20 protein-coding genes are annotated in these 16102 nt (G+C 67.0%); all 20 read left to right on the top strand.

Translation table 11 applies throughout. From position 1 onward, the window contains the following. Positions 1-294: 294 nt before the first annotated feature. Positions 295-1434 carry a tetratricopeptide repeat protein gene (locus tag ACVKN3_RS01355; RefSeq protein WP_354512987.1) on the top strand — a complete coding sequence of 380 codons (1140 nt, stop codon included), beginning with the start codon at positions 295-297 and terminating at the stop codon, positions 1432-1434. Between the two features lie 2 nt (positions 1435-1436). After that, positions 1437-1709, top strand: coding sequence for a flagellar biosynthetic protein FliQ (locus ACVKN3_RS01350; RefSeq protein WP_354512989.1), 273 nt, complete (start codon positions 1437-1439; stop codon positions 1707-1709). Further along, the gene (locus tag ACVKN3_RS01345; protein WP_354512991.1) at positions 1706-2455 is read left to right on the top strand and encodes a flagellar biosynthetic protein FliR; all 750 of its coding nucleotides are present in this window, start codon (positions 1706-1708) and stop codon (positions 2453-2455) included. Before ACVKN3_RS01350 ends, ACVKN3_RS01345 begins: the two co-directional genes overlap by 4 nt. Before the next feature lies 1 nt (position 2456). Beyond that, positions 2457-3533 (top strand): EscU/YscU/HrcU family type III secretion system export apparatus switch protein, encoded by a 1077-nt coding sequence (locus ACVKN3_RS01340; RefSeq protein ID WP_354512993.1) that lies wholly within the window; start codon positions 2457-2459, stop codon positions 3531-3533. Beyond that, positions 3530-5596: a flagellar biosynthesis protein FlhA gene (locus tag ACVKN3_RS01335; RefSeq protein ID WP_354512995.1), complete on the top strand. Its 2067-nt coding sequence runs from the start codon at positions 3530-3532 to the stop codon at positions 5594-5596. The genes ACVKN3_RS01340 and ACVKN3_RS01335 overlap by 4 nt, the downstream gene beginning before the upstream one ends. A gap of 8 nt (positions 5597-5604) precedes the next feature. Then, positions 5605-6282 (top strand): flagellar hook-basal body protein, encoded by a 678-nt coding sequence (locus ACVKN3_RS01330; RefSeq protein ID WP_354512997.1) that lies wholly within the window; start codon positions 5605-5607, stop codon positions 6280-6282. Positions 6283-6292: 10 nt separating this feature from the next. Beyond that, entirely contained in the window at positions 6293-7060 is a 768-nt protein-coding gene (flgG, locus tag ACVKN3_RS01325) for a flagellar basal-body rod protein FlgG (protein ID WP_354512999.1), read from the top strand. A gap of 44 nt (positions 7061-7104) precedes the next feature. Then, positions 7105-7758 (top strand): flagellar basal body P-ring formation chaperone FlgA, encoded by a 654-nt coding sequence (flgA, locus tag ACVKN3_RS01320; RefSeq protein ID WP_354513001.1) that lies wholly within the window; start codon positions 7105-7107, stop codon positions 7756-7758. A 79-nt stretch (positions 7759-7837) separates the two neighbouring features. Then, complete coding sequence (locus ACVKN3_RS01315; RefSeq protein WP_354513003.1) at positions 7838-8344, top strand: flagellar basal body L-ring protein FlgH; 507 nt, start codon at positions 7838-7840, stop codon at positions 8342-8344. Continuing rightward, positions 8341-9462 carry a flagellar basal body P-ring protein FlgI gene (locus ACVKN3_RS01310; protein ID WP_354513004.1) on the top strand — a complete coding sequence of 374 codons (1122 nt, stop codon included), beginning with the start codon at positions 8341-8343 and terminating at the stop codon, positions 9460-9462. Before ACVKN3_RS01315 ends, ACVKN3_RS01310 begins: the two co-directional genes overlap by 4 nt. 12 nt (positions 9463-9474) lie before the next feature. Next, on the top strand, positions 9475-9849 hold the full coding sequence (locus ACVKN3_RS01305) for a hypothetical protein (RefSeq protein WP_354513006.1): 375 nt from the start codon (positions 9475-9477) through the stop codon (positions 9847-9849). After that, a complete protein-coding gene (locus tag ACVKN3_RS01300; protein WP_354513008.1) occupies positions 9846-10307 on the top strand; it encodes a flagellar basal body rod protein FlgC in 462 nt (153 codons plus the stop codon). Before ACVKN3_RS01305 ends, ACVKN3_RS01300 begins: the two co-directional genes overlap by 4 nt. 2 nt (positions 10308-10309) lie before the next feature. Further along, complete coding sequence (fliE, locus tag ACVKN3_RS01295; RefSeq protein ID WP_354513010.1) at positions 10310-10609, top strand: flagellar hook-basal body complex protein FliE; 300 nt, start codon at positions 10310-10312, stop codon at positions 10607-10609. A 7-nt stretch (positions 10610-10616) separates the two neighbouring features. After that, positions 10617-12002: a flagellar basal-body MS-ring/collar protein FliF gene (fliF, locus tag ACVKN3_RS01290; protein WP_354513012.1), complete on the top strand. Its 1386-nt coding sequence runs from the start codon at positions 10617-10619 to the stop codon at positions 12000-12002. Then, positions 11999-12445, top strand: a complete 447-nt coding sequence (locus tag ACVKN3_RS01285) for a hypothetical protein (protein WP_354513014.1) — start codon at positions 11999-12001, stop codon at positions 12443-12445. The genes fliF and ACVKN3_RS01285 overlap by 4 nt, the downstream gene beginning before the upstream one ends. Then, a complete protein-coding gene (locus ACVKN3_RS01280; protein ID WP_354513016.1) occupies positions 12442-13110 on the top strand; it encodes a FliH/SctL family protein in 669 nt (222 codons plus the stop codon). Before ACVKN3_RS01285 ends, ACVKN3_RS01280 begins: the two co-directional genes overlap by 4 nt. After that, positions 13107-14438: a FliI/YscN family ATPase gene (locus ACVKN3_RS01275; RefSeq protein ID WP_354513018.1), complete on the top strand. Its 1332-nt coding sequence runs from the start codon at positions 13107-13109 to the stop codon at positions 14436-14438. Before ACVKN3_RS01280 ends, ACVKN3_RS01275 begins: the two co-directional genes overlap by 4 nt. Then, positions 14435-14881: a hypothetical protein gene (locus tag ACVKN3_RS01270; protein ID WP_354513020.1), complete on the top strand. Its 447-nt coding sequence runs from the start codon at positions 14435-14437 to the stop codon at positions 14879-14881. Before ACVKN3_RS01275 ends, ACVKN3_RS01270 begins: the two co-directional genes overlap by 4 nt. Continuing rightward, positions 14878-15672, top strand: a complete 795-nt coding sequence (locus tag ACVKN3_RS01265) for a hypothetical protein (RefSeq protein ID WP_354513021.1) — start codon at positions 14878-14880, stop codon at positions 15670-15672. Before ACVKN3_RS01270 ends, ACVKN3_RS01265 begins: the two co-directional genes overlap by 4 nt. Next, positions 15669-16097, top strand: a complete 429-nt coding sequence (locus tag ACVKN3_RS01260) for a flagellar hook assembly protein FlgD (protein ID WP_354513023.1) — start codon at positions 15669-15671, stop codon at positions 16095-16097. The genes ACVKN3_RS01265 and ACVKN3_RS01260 overlap by 4 nt, the downstream gene beginning before the upstream one ends. Positions 16098-16102 lie beyond the last annotated feature (5 nt).

Below are 16102 nucleotides of genomic sequence, written 5' to 3'. Positions count from 1 at the left end.
CCTCGCTAGACCAGAAGTAAGGCCATGTCCTTGTTCGAGTGTGATTTTTTTGGCGCTCATAACAGGTGACGGAAAAGCTTGTAGGGGAAATCCTACAAAAAAACTGCTTGCTTCCTACACGAGATATTCACTAAATTCGCCTCCTCGTCAGGTCTCCGATTTTTCGGAGGTAGTTTTCGCAGGTGTCGCTCGTTGCCCGGGATGGGCACAAGGGGGCTTCGTGTTCTTCACATTTGTCGTTGCGCATTGCGATGCGCATCGCGGGCGGCTGCGCGCCGTTTTCGGAGACAGCGCATGGATCGTGTGACCCAGCTCGAGGGCTTCCTGAACCAGGATCCCACCAACCAAGCGCTTGCCCTGGACTACGTCGATGCACTGGTCGCAGCCGGCCGGGTGGATGACGCCCGTCATTTCCTCGAGGAAGCGCCACTTGCGTGGCTGGTCGAGCCTGCGTTCCTGTTTCGCGTCTCGCGCTGCGCCCTCGCCACGGCCGACTACGCCGCGGCCGTCGAGCCGTTGCGCACCATGCTCTCCCTGGGCGAGGAACATGTCGGCGTTCGCCACGACCTGGCTTACGCGCTGCTGGCCATGGGTGACTTGGCGGCCGCTGAGGACGTCCTTGCTCCGCTGGTTCCGCAGGCAGTGGCTGTGCCCGAGGTGGGTATCCTGCACGCACGGGTGTTGCAGCACCGGTTCGCCTACGACGATGCTGCGCTGATCCTCGAGGCAGTGGTCGCCGAGAACCCGGACAACGCATCCGCCTGGGGCCTGCTCGCCATGATCGAGGTCGACCGGGTAAGGCCAGATGTGGCGCGCTTTGCGGCCGGTATGGCGCTCGCCCTCGAACCCGCTCAGCCCGACGCCCTGACGGCTGTGGGCACGTTGGCGCTTTGGACGCACGATGCGGAGGCCTCGTACGCGGTCTTCGCGCAATTGCTGGCTACGCAGCCGCATCATGGCCGGGCGCTTGCCGGCGCCGGCGAAGCGCTGCTGCTACGGGGCGATGTCGAGGCGGCCCAGCCCTTGCTCGCCCGCGCCACGGCAGCCATGCCGGGTCACCTGGGCACATGGCACGCACGGGCCTGGGCGAACCTGCTCGCGGGCGACGTGGAGACCGCGAGCAGGTGCTTCGACGCGGCGTTGGACAAGGACCGCAACTTCGGTGAAACCCACGGTGGCCTTGCGCTCGTGCACGTGCTGCGTGGCGAGCAAGAGCAGGGCAGGCAGGCCATTCGCGTCGCCCTGCGCCTGGACGCCTCCGGACGCAATGCGCGTTACGCGCAAAGCCTGTTGTGGCGCGCCGAGGGCCGCGAACGCGAGGCGGAAGCCATGGTCGACGGGATCCTGGCCGAGGTTGGCATCGACACGGCGGGACGACCGACGGATTTCATCGCGCGCTTGCAGGCGCGGCTACAGGGCACGGCGCAGAACTGAGCATGGACGCGGATACCGGCATGCACCTGCTCGCGGAGACGTTGCTGACGGCGGCGAAGATATCCGCGCCCATCCTTATCGGGACGTTGGCGATCGGCCTGCTGATTTCCGTGTTCCAGGTGGTGACGCAGATCCAGGAAATGACGCTGACGTTCATTCCGAAGCTGGTGCTGGTCGTCGGCATGTTCCTGGTGCTGGGCTCGTGGATGATGTCGACGGTGGTCGAGTTCGCCCGGCACCTGATTATGATGGCCGGGGGCCTGGGGGGCACATGAACCAGGCGCTTTCCCTTGCCATCGTGGGCTGGTTGCTGGCCGGCGTCCGCTTCGCGCCGTTGCTGGTGGTGCCGGCGATGACGCCTTTCGCCTGGGCACCGCTGCACGTGCGCGTGTTGCTGCTGTTCGTCGTCTCTGCGCTGATGGCGGGCGTCGCTCCCTTGTCGTCCATGCCGCACGGCCTGGCGGCGGCGGTGTGTTCGGAGTTGCTCATCGGCGGTTGCTACGGGCTGGCGGTGATGCTGCCCATGGCGTCGCTGGGTTCCGCCGCGCGCCTGCTGGACGTGCAGGCTGGCCTGGCTGCATCCACGCTGTTCAACCCCAGCTTGCAGACCAACGACACCACGCTCGGCAGTGCGCTGGGCATGGCGGGAACGTTTGTGTTCTTCGCACTGGGATTCCACTTGCTGGTCTTGCGCAGCCTGGTGGCATCGGCGCGCTTCCTGCCGCTGGGTGCGGCGGAGCGCATGCCCTCCATCGAGCCGCTGTTCGCGATGCTCGGCTCGCAGTTCCTGCTGGGTCTGATGGTAGTGGTTCCGGTGGTGCTCGGGCTGTTCGTCGTCGACGTGTTCGTGGCGTTCGCCAGCCGGTCGATGCCGCAGGCCAATATCTATTTCCTCGCCTTGCCCTTGAAGGTCGCCGTCGTGCTGTTGCTGCTGGCCGCCTCGTTGCGTCTTGCGCCGGTGTTGATGGGTCGGCTGTTCCGCGATGCGCTGGACGGCGCCAATCACATGGTGGGTGGCTGAGATGGCCGACGACCAGCAGGACAAGACCGAGAAGCCGTCGCCGTTCCGGTTGCGCGAAGCGCGACAGAAGGGGCAGGCGGCCAAGAGTGCGGAGCTCGTCACGGTCATCACCATGGTCGTGTTCTGCGTGGCGTTCGTCAGCGCGCTTGGCGGGATCGCCGCGGCCTTCGCCCGTGCCACGCGCCAGTCCATAGCGATGGCTGGGGCTGGTCCGGCCTTCGGCGAGGGCCTGGCCCACTGGCTGGCGGCGGCGTTCGCACCCGCGTGGCAGGCGCTTTTGCCTTGCGTGTTTGCCCTGGCGATCGGCGCGGTCGCCGCGAACCTGTTGCAGACCGGATTCATGTTTTCCACCGACCCCTTGAGGCCCGATCCGTCCCGGTTGAATCCGGTCAAGGGACTGAAGCGGATCCTGTCGATGCGCACGCTGTGGGACCTGTTCCGCCTGGTGCTGAAGCTGGCGGTGCTCGGGGGCGTGGCGTACTGGCTGGTGGACGACCTGCGTACGTCATTGCTCACCAGCGCCACGCGTTCACCGGGCGACCTGCCGGCGACGTTCGGCAGCCTGTTTGCACGCGTGTGCAAATGGACGCTGGTGGTCATGGCCTTGATCGCGGTACTGGACCTGCTGTTCTCGCGACGCGAGTTCCTGCGCAAGCTGCGGATGAGCCGCCGTGACATGAAGGACGAGCACAAGCGCCACGAGGGCGATCCGGCGATCCGCTCGAAGCGTCGACGCCTGGCGCGCGAGCTGTCCAAGCGCGTGGCGTCGGTGGCCCGGGTCGGCGATGCCGATGTCGTCCTCACCAACCCCACCCACGTGGCCGTGGCCTTGCGCTATCGCAGCGGCACGATGCTGGCACCGGTCGTGCTGTCGAAGGGCGCGGGCTGGATGGCCGCGCGTATCCGCCGTGCCGCCGCGCGTCATGGCGTGCCGATGGTCCGGTCACCGGAGTTGGCCCGCGCCTTGTTCAAGGCCTGCGATATCGACGAGCCGATCCCGGCCGATCGCTTCACCGAGGTCGGCAAGGTCTATCGCTGGGTGATGGCGCGTCCTGGCCACAAGGTTCATGCCGCATGAATACGCTTCGCTACCTGCTGAAGGACAAGGGACAGCTGATCCTCGTCAGCGCCATGATCTTCATCCTGACGATCCTGTTCGTACCGGTGCCGCCGGGCCTGCTGGATTTCCTGCTGATCGTGAATTTCAGTGTGGCGCTGCTGGTCCTGCTCATCACGTTTCTGACCGATTCGCCGCTGAACTTCTCGACGTTTCCGTCGCTGCTGCTGATCGCCACGCTGTTCCGCCTGGCGCTGAACGTATCCGCGACCCGACTGATCCTCAACGGCGGCAACGCGGGCAAGGTTATCGGTGCGGTGGGTTCCTACGTAGTGGGTGGCAACTACGTCATCGGCCTGGTGGTGTTCCTGATCTTGGTGGTGGTCCAGTACGTCGTGGTGACCAGCGGTGCGCAGCGCGTGGCGGAAGTGGCCGCGCGTTTCACGCTCGACAGCATGCCTGGCAAGCAGATGAGCATCGACGCCGACATGAACATGGGCCTGATCGACGAGGCCGAGGCCCGTCGGCGCCGCTCGATGATCGAGCGTGAGGCCAATTTCTACGGTGCGATGGACGGTGCCACCAAATTCGTCAAGGGCGACGCAGTCGCGGGCATCATCATCCTTTTGATCGACATCGTCGGTGGCCTGTCCATCGGCATGCTCCAGCACGGCATGCCTTGGACCGAGGCCGTCCACCGATACACGCTGCTTACAGTGGGCGATGGCATCGTCACCCAGATCCCTTCGCTGGTCATCGCGGTGGCGACGGGCATCATCATCACCCGCGCCGCTTCCGATGCGGAGCTGGGCAGCGAGATCGCCAAGCAGGTGCTGTCCAATCCCCGCACCCTGTTGGTGGTGGGGATCACGCTATTCCTGGTCATGCTGTTGCCGGGCTTGCCCGCACTGCCGGTGCTGGCCGTGCTTGCCGGGCTCGGTTTCATGATCCACGTGGCGCGAAAGAAGGCCGGCGATACGCCTGAGGAAAGTAGCGCGTCCGAGCCGTCGAAGCCGGCGTCGGCCGAGGAAGACTTCTACAACAGCCTCGATATCGAGCCGCTGGAGATTCGCCTGGGTGCCGTCGTGGCGGAAACGTTCCGCTCGCGCACCACCGACATCAACGAGCGCGTGCAGAGCCTGCGCCGGCAGTTCGCGCTGGATTACGGGTTCGTGTTGCCCTCGATCATGACTCGCGAAGGTGCCCTCGGTACGGTGAGCGATCACCAGTACCAGGTGTTCCTGCACGGCAATCGCATCGGGCAGGGCGAACTGCATTTCGACGGTGTGCTCGCGATCAATCCCGGCGGGAGCCGGCCAAAGCTCGAAGGGCGCGAAACGCGCGATCCAGCCTACGGCCTGCCGGCGCAGTGGATCGCCCCGGATACACGCCAGTTCGCGCGCGGTGCGGGCTACACGCTGGTCGATCCGGATACGGTCCTGGTCACGCACCTCAACGAACTGGCCAAGCGGCATGCGGCCGAGTTGCTCAGTCGCGCGGAAGTGGAGCGTCTGTCGATCCGGCTCAAGGAACGCCAGTCCAGCCTGGTCGACGAGCTGGTGCCGGGGTTGATGAGCTACACGGATATACAGAAGGTGCTGCAGTGCCTGCTTCGCGAACTGGTCAGCATCCGCCAGCTCGAGACGATTTTCGAAACGCTCGCCGATGCCGCCAAGACGACCAAGAACGCGGAGGAACTGGCCGAGCGCGTGCGCGAACGGCTGGGCGCGACGATCTGCCAGCGTGCCAGTAACGACCAGGGCGAACTGCACGTGCTGACGCTCGCGCCGGAGTTCGAGCGGTCGATGCTGGTCTCGGCCCGGCAGCGCGAAGGGCACGGGCATGGGCTCCTCGTCGCCGATGCCTCGCAGCTGGATGGGTTCCTCGCCAGCCTGGCCCGGCAGTCCGACGCGATGCTGGGCAAGAGCCTCAGCCCGGTGCTGTTGTGCCCGGCCGCCTTGCGCCGACAACTGCGCTCGATGATCCAGCGTTCGCTGCCGCACATCGCGGTCATCGGCGTCAACGAACTTCCCGCCACGGTGATGGTGCGCGCTTTCGCCACCGTCAACCCCACGGCTACCTGAGATCGATAATGACCGACCCCATCGCATCCATTGCGCGTTACCTCAGTGCCGACGTCCGCTCGCTGGCGACCTTGAGCCAGAACGTCGCCAACCTGACCACGCCCGGCTATCGCGCCGTGCAGCGGGGCGAGGGCTTCGACGCGGCGCTCGGTACCGATACGAGCGTGGATCGTCACGACGGCGCGCTTATCCACACCGGCCGCCCGCTCGATCTCGCCTTGCAGGGACAGGGATTCTTCCAGGTCGCCGAGGGCGACCGCACCTTGCTGACGCGCAACGGCCAGTTCACGCTCGGTGCCGATGGCAGCGTCACCGACCCGCGAGGCCGTGTGCTGCTCGGCGAGAACGGACCGCTCTCGCTGCCGCAAGACGCCCTCACGATCGGTGAGGACGGCAACATTCGCGCCGCTGGCGAGGTCGTCGACCGGATCGCGCTGGTCGACGTACCCGCGGATGCCGGCCTGGACGTGGTCGGCGACGGCCTGTATGCGGCACCGGGCGGCAACGTCGTCGAGTCCACCGCGAAGATCGTGCAGGGCTCGCTGGAAGGATCGAACGTCGATCCCGGACACGAAATGGTTCGCCTGATGGAACTCACCCGCCACGCGGGCTCGGTCCAGCGCGCGATCGCAACCTATCACTCGGCGGTCATTTCCGGCATCGACGAGCTTGGCAAGGAATCCTGAGGAACATCCCATGATCGACGCACTCCACATCGCCGCCAGCGGCCTGACCTCGCAGCAACAGCAGATCGACGTCATCTCGAACAACCTCGCCAACATGCAGACGCCGGGCTACAAGCGTTCGCGCGTGGCCTTTGCCGATGTGTCGGCGATGACGCCCGCACAGGCACACGAAGGTCAGGCGACCAACGAGGTGGGTTCGGGTACCCGGATCACGTCCACCTCGCCGGTAATGATCGACGGCACGCTGCAACAGACCGACAACCCGCTGGACATCGCCATCCAGGGCAACGGCTTCCTCGAGGTCGAGGGTACCGATGGTGATCGCATCTACACTCGTGCGGGGCAGCTCAAGCTCGATACGGAGGGCTACCTGGCAACGGCGTCCGGGCTGCGCCTGTCGCAAGGCATCCAGATTCCGGCCGACGCTACGCACCTGGCCATCGCCTCCAATGGCGAGATCCGCGCGCAGTTGACTGGCGACAAGGACACCACCGTCATCGGCAACCTGGAACTGGCGGCGTTCGCGGCGCCCGAGGCACTGCGTTCGGTCGGAGGCAACAACTTCGCCGCGACGGATACCTCCGGCGACGCCACGGTAGGCAAGCCGGGCGAAGCGGGTTTCGGCACGCTCCACCAGGGCTACGTGGAAGGCTCCAACGTCGACCTGGTCGGCGAGATGTCCACGCTGGTCCTGGCCCAGCGCGCCTACCAGTTGAATGCGCGGGTGTTGCAGGCGTCCGACCAGATCCTCGACACGATCAACAACCTCAACCGATGAAACACGGGCTGTCCTTGCTGCTCGCACTGTGGCCGCTCGCGGTTATGGCGAACGATGTCCCGTCGACCGCCGACGCCATCGTCACGGCCGCGCGTGCGTCGATAGAAGCACGGCTGGGCGCGACGGCTGACGAGGCCTCGCTCGAGGTGACCGGTCGGCCAGCCGGTCCGTGGGCCGCGATGGACGCACGCACGGTGTTTCGCGCGGTTCCCGTCGTCGGGCGTTTTCCGCGCGAACGCTTCACGGTGGATGTGGCGCTCGTGCGAGCGGGCGTCGTGGTCGGCAAGGCCACCGTCGGTTTCGCGCTGCGCCTGCCATCGCAGGCATGGGTATATGGACACGATGGGCATACCCACGACGACGTGGATGCCCTGGCGCTGGAACGACGGACCGTGGATGCCGCCGGTGCACGTTCCGGATTCGTCATCGATCCCGCGTCACTCGATGGCTTGCGCCTGAAACGCTCGGTACGCCAGGGGCAGCCGGTATCGATGGCCGATTTCGAGCGCGTACCCGACGTGGACAACCGTCAGGCCGTGCGACTGAGGGCGTCGTTCGGCGACATCGTGCTGGAGAGTGCCGGCACGGCGTTGCGCGCGGGCAATCGCGGTGACGTGGTCACCGTGCAGATCGCCGGCGGGACCACGCCGGTCAAGGCGACCGTCATCGAACGGGGAGTGGCTGAACTTGTGCAATGAATCCTATCGACGGACGGGGTTTTTCGCCGTCCTGGTCGCCCTCTCGGCGCTTGCCCACGCGCAGGATCGTGGGCCCGGCATGATCGACCCGCGCTCCTACCATGGGCTGGCGGAAGATCGCCGCGCCTGGCGCATCGGCGACACCCTGACCGTACTGGTCGTGGAGACCTCGCGCGCCTCGGCGGCCGCCAATACCGATTCGTCCAACGACGTGCGGCTGGCAGGCAACGTTCGCGGTACGCGCGACGTGCACTCGGGTTCCATCGGTTTGTCCGGCAGCGATACCGGGGCCGGCCAGACGACGCGCTCGGGCGCGTTGCAGGCGCAGATCGCCGTACGCGTGGTCGGCGTCGACGATGTCGGCACGCTGCTGGTGCACGGCGAGCAATCGGTGGTGGTCAACGGCGAAACCCAGCGCATCGCGCTGAACGGCGCGGTACGGCCGGAAGACATCAGCTCGGGCAACACGATCCTGTCCAACCGCATCAGCGAAGCACGCATCGAGTTCACCGGTCGCGGCGACGTCAGCGCACCGCAGCGCCGCAGCATCATCTATCGGGTCACGAAATGGCTGGGTCTGCTATGAAGCGCTCCCTGATCGTCTTGCTCCTGGCGCTGGCCAGTAGCGTATCCCTGGCCCAGCAGACGTTCGTCGGCGTTCGCCTGAAGGAGATCGCACGCGCTGAAGGGGTGCAGGACAACGCCCTGATCGGCTACGGGTTGGTAGTGGGCCTGTCCGGTTCGGGCGACAGTTCGCGCAACCATGCCACCTTGCAGTCCGTGGGCAACACGCTCAGTCACTTCGGCATCAACGTCACGCCCGAAGACCTCAACAGCCGCAACGTGGCGGCGGTGATGGTGACCGCGACGTTACCGGCCTTCGCCGAACCGGGGCAGAAGCTCGATGCCTCGGTGGCGTCGATCGGCGATGCCCGCAGTCTGAGCGGGGGCACGCTGCTGCTCGCGCCGCTGGACGGTCCGGACGGCCAAGTCTATGCCCTGGCCCAGGGTGCCATCTCGACCGGCGGGTACAAGGTGCAGGCCTTCGGCAGTTCGGAGCAGAAGAACCATCCGACGGCCGGCAACGTGCCCGAAGGCGCCACCGTGCAGCGCGCGGCCCCCCTCGGCGCGCTCGGCGCTGGCGGCACGGTCAACGTCATCCTTATCCAGCCGGACTTCACCACCGCCAACCGGGTGGCGCAAGCAATCCGCCGTGCTCTGCCCGGCGTCGAAGCCAACCCGGCGCACGCCGGCAAGGTGGTCGTGAACTTCGGCAATGGGTCGTCCAGCGCGGTGCAGAACATTTCCGCGCTGGAAAACGTCATGGTCGAACCCGACCAGGTCGCGCGTGTCGTGGTGAACGAGCGCACGGGAACGGTCGTTTCCGGTGGCGACGTGCGCCTTGCAAGCGTCACCATCTCGCAAGGCGACCTTCGCGTGTCGATCAAGACGGATTACCTCGTTTCTCAGCCCGAAGGCGTCTACGTGGATCCCGGTCGCAACGTGCGTACGGCGGTCGTGCCCGAGTCTCGCATCCGTGTGGGCGAGGACGATGCGCGCATGGTCAACCTGCGCAACGGCGCCACGGTCGCCGACCTGATCGGTGCCCTGCGGTCGATCCACCTTTCCACGCGCGATGTCATCAGCGTCCTGCAGTCGATCAAGGCTGCCGGTGCGTTGCGCGGCGAACTCCTCATCCAGTAGCGGTCAGCAGCCATGACGATCAACAGTCTCACCATCGGTGCCGTCGGCCTCGCGCTGGACATCGCGCAGCGGGCCGCGGAAGTCGCCAGCCATAACGTCGCCCGGGCGAACATGCCCAACGCCCGGATCGAGCATGCGGATTTCGGCTCGGCCCTGTCCCTGCTCGATCGTGTCGCGCACGGCGACGACGTCTCGCCGGAGCGCCTGTCCCATGCCGACATAGGCACGACGACGACGCGGGCGGTATCCGATACCGATGCATCGAACAGCCTTGACGGGGAAGTGGCCGACATGGCGCTGGCCAGCGCGCACTTCCAGGCGTTGTCGGAGGCGTTGAACCGCCAGTTCGGCCTGATGACCATCGCGCTTTCCGGAGACCAGGTATGAGTACCGACGCCATCTTCGCGGTGACCCGGGCAGGGCTCGATTACGAGCGCGCACGCATGGAAGCGGCCAGCCGCCGCATCGCCACCGCCGACGTGCCGGTCGCGACACGTCGGGAAGCGCTGCGCGCGGCGGGCGAAACGGCCTTTGCCGAAAGTTTGCGCGACGCTCCCGCGAGCGACCTGGCCGCCAGCGCGGCGGGCGACGCGGCGGATGCCTCCGATGCCGTCGGGGGCGAATCGGCCGAGGGCGCGCTGCCCGGTGCGGACACGGTCCGCAACGTACTCGACCCGTCGTCTCCGCTGGCCGACGCCAACGGCATGACCGGATACCCCGATACCGACCTGGCGCAGGAGATGTCGACGCTGATGTCCGCACAGCGCGGCTACCAGGCCGATATCCGTGCGTTCAACGTCCTGCACGGGATGTTGCTCAAATCACTGACCATTGGAGGCCGTTGATCGTGATCGACGCCATTGCACCCCTTACTGCCATGCCGGACCTGGAGCGCCCCGCGCTCGTGTTGCCACCCGTCGACGCCGGTCGATCCTTCGCCACGATCGTGGGCGAGGGCGTCGGCAGCATCAATGGATCGGTCACGTCTGCCGACGCGGCCACCCGTGCACTCGCCGCCGGCAAGGACATTCCCGTCCACCAGGTGATGATCGCGCTGGAGGAAGCCCGTGCCGACATGCAACTGGTCGTGCAGGTGCGCAACCGCCTGCTCTCGGCGTACCACGACATCGTGACGATGCAGGTCTGACGACGCCATGGAACAGGCACGAAACCTCTGGAACACGTGGTCGCCACGCAAGCGCATGGCCCTGATCGGCGGCATTGCGTGCATCCTGCTGCTAGCCGGACTGATCGGCTGGTGGACCATGCGCACGCGCTACGAGACGCTCTTCGCGCAGCTGCGCGAGTCGGACGCTGCGGAAATCGCCACGGCGCTGGATGCCCTGCAGGTTCCGCACCGCTTCGCGGACGAAGGCAGCACGCTGCTGGTCCCCGCCGATGCGGTCTACGACACCCGCATGAAGCTGGTCGCGCAGGGCATACCGCACGGCGGCAGCGTGGGCTTTGAGACCTTCAAGGATTCCGACTTCGGCGTCACCGAATTCTCGCAGCGGGTGAACTACCAGCGCGCCATCCAGGGCGAACTGGAGCGGACCATCTCCGCGATCTCGGAAGTGGCCTCCGTGCGCGTGCACCTCACCTTGCGCCGCGCGGGCATGTTCGAGGCAGACGAATCGCCGGCGAAGGCATCCGTCACGCTCGCCACCCGGCCGGATCGTTCCCTCACTCCCCGGCAGGTCGCTGGCATCCAGAAGCTGGTGGCCTCAGCTGTCGACGGCTTGCAGCCGGAACACGTGGCGGTGATCGGCGCAGGTGGCGTACCGCTGTCGTCGGGTGCCGGCGGGGCAGGCGACCAGGGCGAGGAACAGGCTCGCGTGGAAGGCCGCCTGCGCCAGCGTGTGGATGCCATGCTTCGCGAGACGCTGGGAGACGATGCCGCTTACTCGGTGTCCGTGGACGTGCGACTCAACTACGACCGCGTCAAGCAGGTCAGCGACCGTCTGCTCGCCCAGGGCAAGGACGGCAACGGCCTGGTCATTCACCAGAAGAATTCATCGACCCACGCCGCCCCGGCCGCGGAGGGCGATCCCTCGCGCGCCGGTAGCGGCGACGCCGAGCTGGATTTCGCCCATGGCCGCGAGCAGGAAGAAATCGAGCGGGCCCCCGGTCGGGTCGAACGTATCAGCATCGGCGTACTGGTCCCTTACGGCACGGATACGGCGGTCGTTTCGCGCCTGGCCACGGTCATCAGTGCGGCAACGGGTCTGGATACCCAGCGCGGCGATCGCCTGGATATCGCGGCCGTCGGCGCGGTGCATCGTGCGGCACCGGCGGCTCCCGTCCGCGCCACGTCCAGCCCAACGGTTGCTCGTGCCGCGGTGACTGACGTCGGTATACCGGGCTGGGACGCACCATGGTGGGTTCAGGCTGCCCTGGGCGTGACGCTGGTCGTCGCGATGACCGGCGTCGGCTTTGCCGTGGGACGGGCGCGTCGGCGTGTCGCACGGTTGACCCTCGCCGAACGTGAGCGACTGCTCGCCGACGTGCAGACCTGGATCGGGGCACCGGAGCAACGATGATGACGCCGGGCACCCGTTACGCCGCGCTTCGCCTGGCCCGGTTGCACCCGGACGATCGGGCGTGGCTCCTTGCGCGGCTTCCCGCCGAGGTAGCCGAGGCCACGCATGCACTGTTGCGCATGCCAGGCGCCGCTCGGCTCGCGGAGGCGGCGCGCCACCTGGAACCGCCGGCCTGCGCTTCGATCGCCCCGGAACCAACACCCGTGCCGGTCACGGCGTCATTGGCGCTGCCTTTGCAGGCTCTCGCGACACTCGACGACGACTGGGTGTCGCTCTGGTTGACTGCCCACGATGGCGATGCGATGGAGCGCTACCTCGTGGAGGTCGACGTCCCACGCTGCCAGCGCGTCCTGACCGCCGCGGCGAAGCGACCGGCACCGTTGCCGCCGCGTCTGGCCGCCACCCTGACACGTTGGCCGCACGATAGCGGAGCGTCGGCATGAACTCGTCCGAATCCGCCGCCCGCCGCCTCGACGGCGCATCGATCAGCCATGGCCCCGGTCGCCGGCTGGGTGAGCATGCGGCACCGTCTCACCCTACCGACACGGAACTCGACCACCAGCTCGGGTTCGACCTCGGGTACCGCGACGGCATGGCGCGCGCGACCCACGAAGCGACGGCTTCCGCGGAGGAAGCTCGCCTGGCCTGGCAGGCCGAGGCACAGACGACACTCGACGAGGCCATCGCGGCCCTCGGGCGTGAACGAGAGACCTTGCAGACGGTTGCGGACGCCTGGCGCGCAAGGCTCGACGACGACCGTGCGTGGGCGGAGACACTGGTCGTGCAGGCGACGTATGCCGCTGTCGTCCGGTTCTTCGGCGAGCGGCATACAGCGGACGACCTGATCGGGCCGCTGTGCGCGGAAACGCTGCGCAAGCTACCGGATCGAGCCTTGCGCCTGCGCGTGTCGCCAAACGATGTCGATGCGGTGCGCGCGTGCGTGGGCGACACGCTGGTGGAAGCGGACGAACGACTCATCCCCTGCGCCTGCGAGGTCGACACGCCACGCGGACGCACCGTGGCCGGTATCGCCGAGCGCATGGACATCCTGCGCGACGGTTTGCTCCATCTGCTGGCCACCCGCGCGGACGGGGACGCATCGGTATGAACCTCAACGCCGCCCGCCTGCGCTCGGCCATGACCGCCCTTGCGCCCGGACATCGCGAAGGCGACGTCGTGGCCTGCAACGGCCTGGTCGTCGAAGCGATCGGACCGGACGCGCGGCTTGGCGAGGTCTGCGAACTGCGCGGGCCACATCGCGAGGGCGTGCTGCTGCTCCAGGTGATCGGCTTCCGCGACGGGCACGTACTCCTGATGCCGTTCGGTGCGACGACGGGCATCGCGGTCGGGGACCGCATCCGCGCCACCGGGAAGGAACTGCGCGTGCCTGTGGGAGACGCCTTGCTGGGCCGCGTCGTGGATGCCTTCGGCGTGCCGATCGACGGCCTGGGTGAGATCGCCACCGACACCTCCTGGCCGGTGCATCGCGCGCCCATCGATCCATTGAGCCGGCGGGACGACGATATCGTGCTGGAAACCGGCGTCCGTGTCGTCGATACGCTGTTGACGATGGGCAAGGGCCAGCGAGTCGGTGTCTTCGCCGGCTCCGGCGTGGGCAAGAGCACCTTGCTGGGCATGCTCGCGCGCCACGTGCAGGCCGACGTTATCGTGATCGGCCTGATCGGCGAGCGCGGTCGCGAAGTAGGCGACTTCATCCACCAGGTGCTGGGCGAAGACGGCATGCGCCGCGCGGTGGTCGTCGCGGCGACGTCCGACCAGCCGGCACTGGTCCGTGCGCATGCCACCCACGTGGCCCATGCCGTGGCGGAATATTTCCGCGACCAGGGCAAGGACGTCTTGCTGATGGTCGATTCGGTCACGCGTTTCGCGATGGCCCAGCGCGAGATCGGTCTCGCCGCTGGTGAACCGCCGACCTCGCGCGGCTATCCGCCGTCGGTATTCAATGCGTTGCCGAAGCTGACCGAGCGCGGCGGGGCGATCCAGGGACGCGGCTCGGTGTCCAGCGTCTACAGCGTGCTGGTCGAAGGCGACGACATGAACGAGCCGGTCGCCGACCATATGCGCGCCTTGCTCGACGGGCACGTGGTGCTCACACGCGAGCAGGCCAACCGGGGACAGTGGCCGGCGGTCGACCCGTTGCGCAGCGTCAGTCGCTGGATCAACCGCCTGACCACGCGCGAGGAACGCGCCATCGCGACCGACGTGCAACGCCTGTTCGCCGCGTACGAACAATCGCGTGACCTGGTCGATATGGGGGCGTGGCAGAAGGGCAGCAATCCAATGCTTGACCGCGCCGTCCGGCACGTGCCGTCGCTGGAAGCCTTCTTCCGCCAGGCGCCGGACGAAAGCCTTCGCCGCGACGACGGCTACGCCGCCCTCGTGCAGCTCCTGGCGGCCGACGAGGTCATCGCATGAAGCGCGATCGCGTCAGGCTTGCCGCGCGCATGGCGGCCATCGAAGCGTTCCGCGAAGAGCGCGAGCGGCAGGGCCTGGCCAGTGCCCGGCTCGAACTCGACCGCACGTGCCAGGACGTGGCCAGGGCGGAACACGCACTGGCTGATATCGAGCAACGGCGTGCCCTTGCCCTGGGTACGCGCCACGATGTCGGCACCTGGTTGCTCTATGGCGAGATCGCGGATGCCGCGGCGGGTGAACGTGACACGGCGATCGACCTGCAGGACGCAGCGGCCATCGTCGAAGGGCAGGCACGGCAGCGCTGGGCGGATGCGAAAGCGACGGCAACGTCGACCGACGACCGTGCCACCCGCCTGTCGAACCTGCACCTGACCGAGGTCGCCGCACGCGACGCGTCGGACCGTATCGACCTGTGGCTGGCTCGTCGGGGGGAATCCGCATGACCGGAATGCCTCTGCCGGGATCCGTGCCGTCGCCACCCGTAGTCGACGCACCTGCCGCTCGCCCGGTGGAGAAGCGCACGGATCGCGGCACGTTTGAAAAACACCTGGATACGCCCGCCAGGAATGCTCCCGGGCATGGCGTGTCCGACGCCCATGCCGCGCCGTCGCTACAGCCAGCGAACGCCGGTGCTCAGGCACCGATCGACCGGGTCGCGGCGGCGGCCCTCCTGCCCATGCCGTCGACCAGCGTCGAGTCCACCCTGGGCGCCGGCGCCACGATCTATCCGCAAGGGCTGCGCGTCATCGGTTACCTGTCGATGCTGGGGGTCCAGACGACACACGATCTATCCGCGGCATCGCCGTCGAGCGCGGACAACGCCGCCGCGATCGAACAGCGCGCCTCGATGCCCGGACAGGGATATGAGCTTGTGGGTGGCGAGACCGCCGGACGCTCCTTGCACTACGCGGTGGTATCGGCACCGATCGACGCGGATCGATCCACGATGCCCGGCGATGAGGGCACCACGGTTGACGCCACCGCAGCGGTAGACACGAGCCCCGCCGGCCGATGGCTGCGCCGTCGCCTGTCCGCAGCGATCGGTGAGTCGGGCACCACGCTGCGCCTGCGCGATTACCACCTGGCCGAAGGCGACATCCCCGCCGTGGTGGACACATTGCTTTCGCACGCCCGCCATGGCGGCTACGAGGTTTCCCGCATCGTCGTGAACGGTAGGGAAGTGTGGGCCGCCACGGGCGGCCCGTTGATGACCGCAGGAAAGGAAACGACATGACCGTCGACGCGATCGGCTCCGTGCTGGGAGGCGATGACAAGACCTCTGCCGGGGTCAAGAGCAAGGCCATCGACCAGCAGGATTTCATCAAGCTGTTCGTCAGTGAGTTGCAGTACCAAGATCCCATGCAGCCCCTGGACAACAGCCAGTTCCTCTTGCAGCTGTCGCAGTTCGAGAGCATCGCGTTATCCGGACAGACCAACCAGGGCATCCAGGACATGTTGACGATGAACTCGTCGGCCCAGTCGATCACCCTGCTGAACCACCCCGTCCAGGTGCTGGGTAGTGGCGGCGGCACGACCACCGGAAAGGTCACGGCGGTCGACTACACCACGGGTGGCGTGCAGCTCTCCGTCACCGACAGCAGCACCGGGGCCGTCGTGACCGGCGTGCGCATGTCGCAAATCCAGCTCATCCAGCCGTAAGGAAT

This window comes from Luteibacter sp. PvP120 (assembly GCF_054055715.1).
Note: the sequence above shows the minus strand (reverse complement) of the source record. Positions and strands in the feature narration are given on the sequence as shown.

Bases quoted from the DNA above. Each gene is read 5' to 3' on its own strand.
- ACVKN3_RS01355 (WP_354512987.1), top strand. From the start codon at position 295: ATGGATCGTGTGACCCAGCTCGAGGGCTTCCTGAACCAGGATCCCACC.
- ACVKN3_RS01350 (WP_354512989.1), top strand. From the start codon at position 1,437: ATGGACGCGGATACCGGCATGCACCTGCTCGCGGAGACGTTGCTGACG.
- ACVKN3_RS01345 (WP_354512991.1), top strand. From the start codon at position 1,706: ATGAACCAGGCGCTTTCCCTTGCCATCGTGGGCTGGTTGCTGGCCGGC.
- ACVKN3_RS01340 (WP_354512993.1), top strand. From the start codon at position 2,457: ATGGCCGACGACCAGCAGGACAAGACCGAGAAGCCGTCGCCGTTCCGG.
- ACVKN3_RS01335 (WP_354512995.1), top strand. From the start codon at position 3,530: ATGAATACGCTTCGCTACCTGCTGAAGGACAAGGGACAGCTGATCCTC.
- ACVKN3_RS01330 (WP_354512997.1), top strand. From the start codon at position 5,605: ATGACCGACCCCATCGCATCCATTGCGCGTTACCTCAGTGCCGACGTC.
- flgG (WP_354512999.1), top strand. From the start codon at position 6,293: ATGATCGACGCACTCCACATCGCCGCCAGCGGCCTGACCTCGCAGCAA.
- flgA (WP_354513001.1), top strand. From the start codon at position 7,105: ATGGCGAACGATGTCCCGTCGACCGCCGACGCCATCGTCACGGCCGCG.
- ACVKN3_RS01315 (WP_354513003.1), top strand. From the start codon at position 7,838: ATGATCGACCCGCGCTCCTACCATGGGCTGGCGGAAGATCGCCGCGCC.
- ACVKN3_RS01310 (WP_354513004.1), top strand. From the start codon at position 8,341: ATGAAGCGCTCCCTGATCGTCTTGCTCCTGGCGCTGGCCAGTAGCGTA.
- ACVKN3_RS01305 (WP_354513006.1), top strand. From the start codon at position 9,475: ATGACGATCAACAGTCTCACCATCGGTGCCGTCGGCCTCGCGCTGGAC.
- ACVKN3_RS01300 (WP_354513008.1), top strand. From the start codon at position 9,846: ATGAGTACCGACGCCATCTTCGCGGTGACCCGGGCAGGGCTCGATTAC.
- fliF (WP_354513012.1), top strand. From the start codon at position 10,617: ATGGAACAGGCACGAAACCTCTGGAACACGTGGTCGCCACGCAAGCGC.
- ACVKN3_RS01285 (WP_354513014.1), top strand. From the start codon at position 11,999: ATGATGACGCCGGGCACCCGTTACGCCGCGCTTCGCCTGGCCCGGTTG.
- ACVKN3_RS01280 (WP_354513016.1), top strand. From the start codon at position 12,442: ATGAACTCGTCCGAATCCGCCGCCCGCCGCCTCGACGGCGCATCGATC.
- ACVKN3_RS01275 (WP_354513018.1), top strand. From the start codon at position 13,107: ATGAACCTCAACGCCGCCCGCCTGCGCTCGGCCATGACCGCCCTTGCG.
- ACVKN3_RS01270 (WP_354513020.1), top strand. From the start codon at position 14,435: ATGAAGCGCGATCGCGTCAGGCTTGCCGCGCGCATGGCGGCCATCGAA.
- ACVKN3_RS01265 (WP_354513021.1), top strand. From the start codon at position 14,878: ATGACCGGAATGCCTCTGCCGGGATCCGTGCCGTCGCCACCCGTAGTC.
- ACVKN3_RS01260 (WP_354513023.1), top strand. From the start codon at position 15,669: ATGACCGTCGACGCGATCGGCTCCGTGCTGGGAGGCGATGACAAGACC.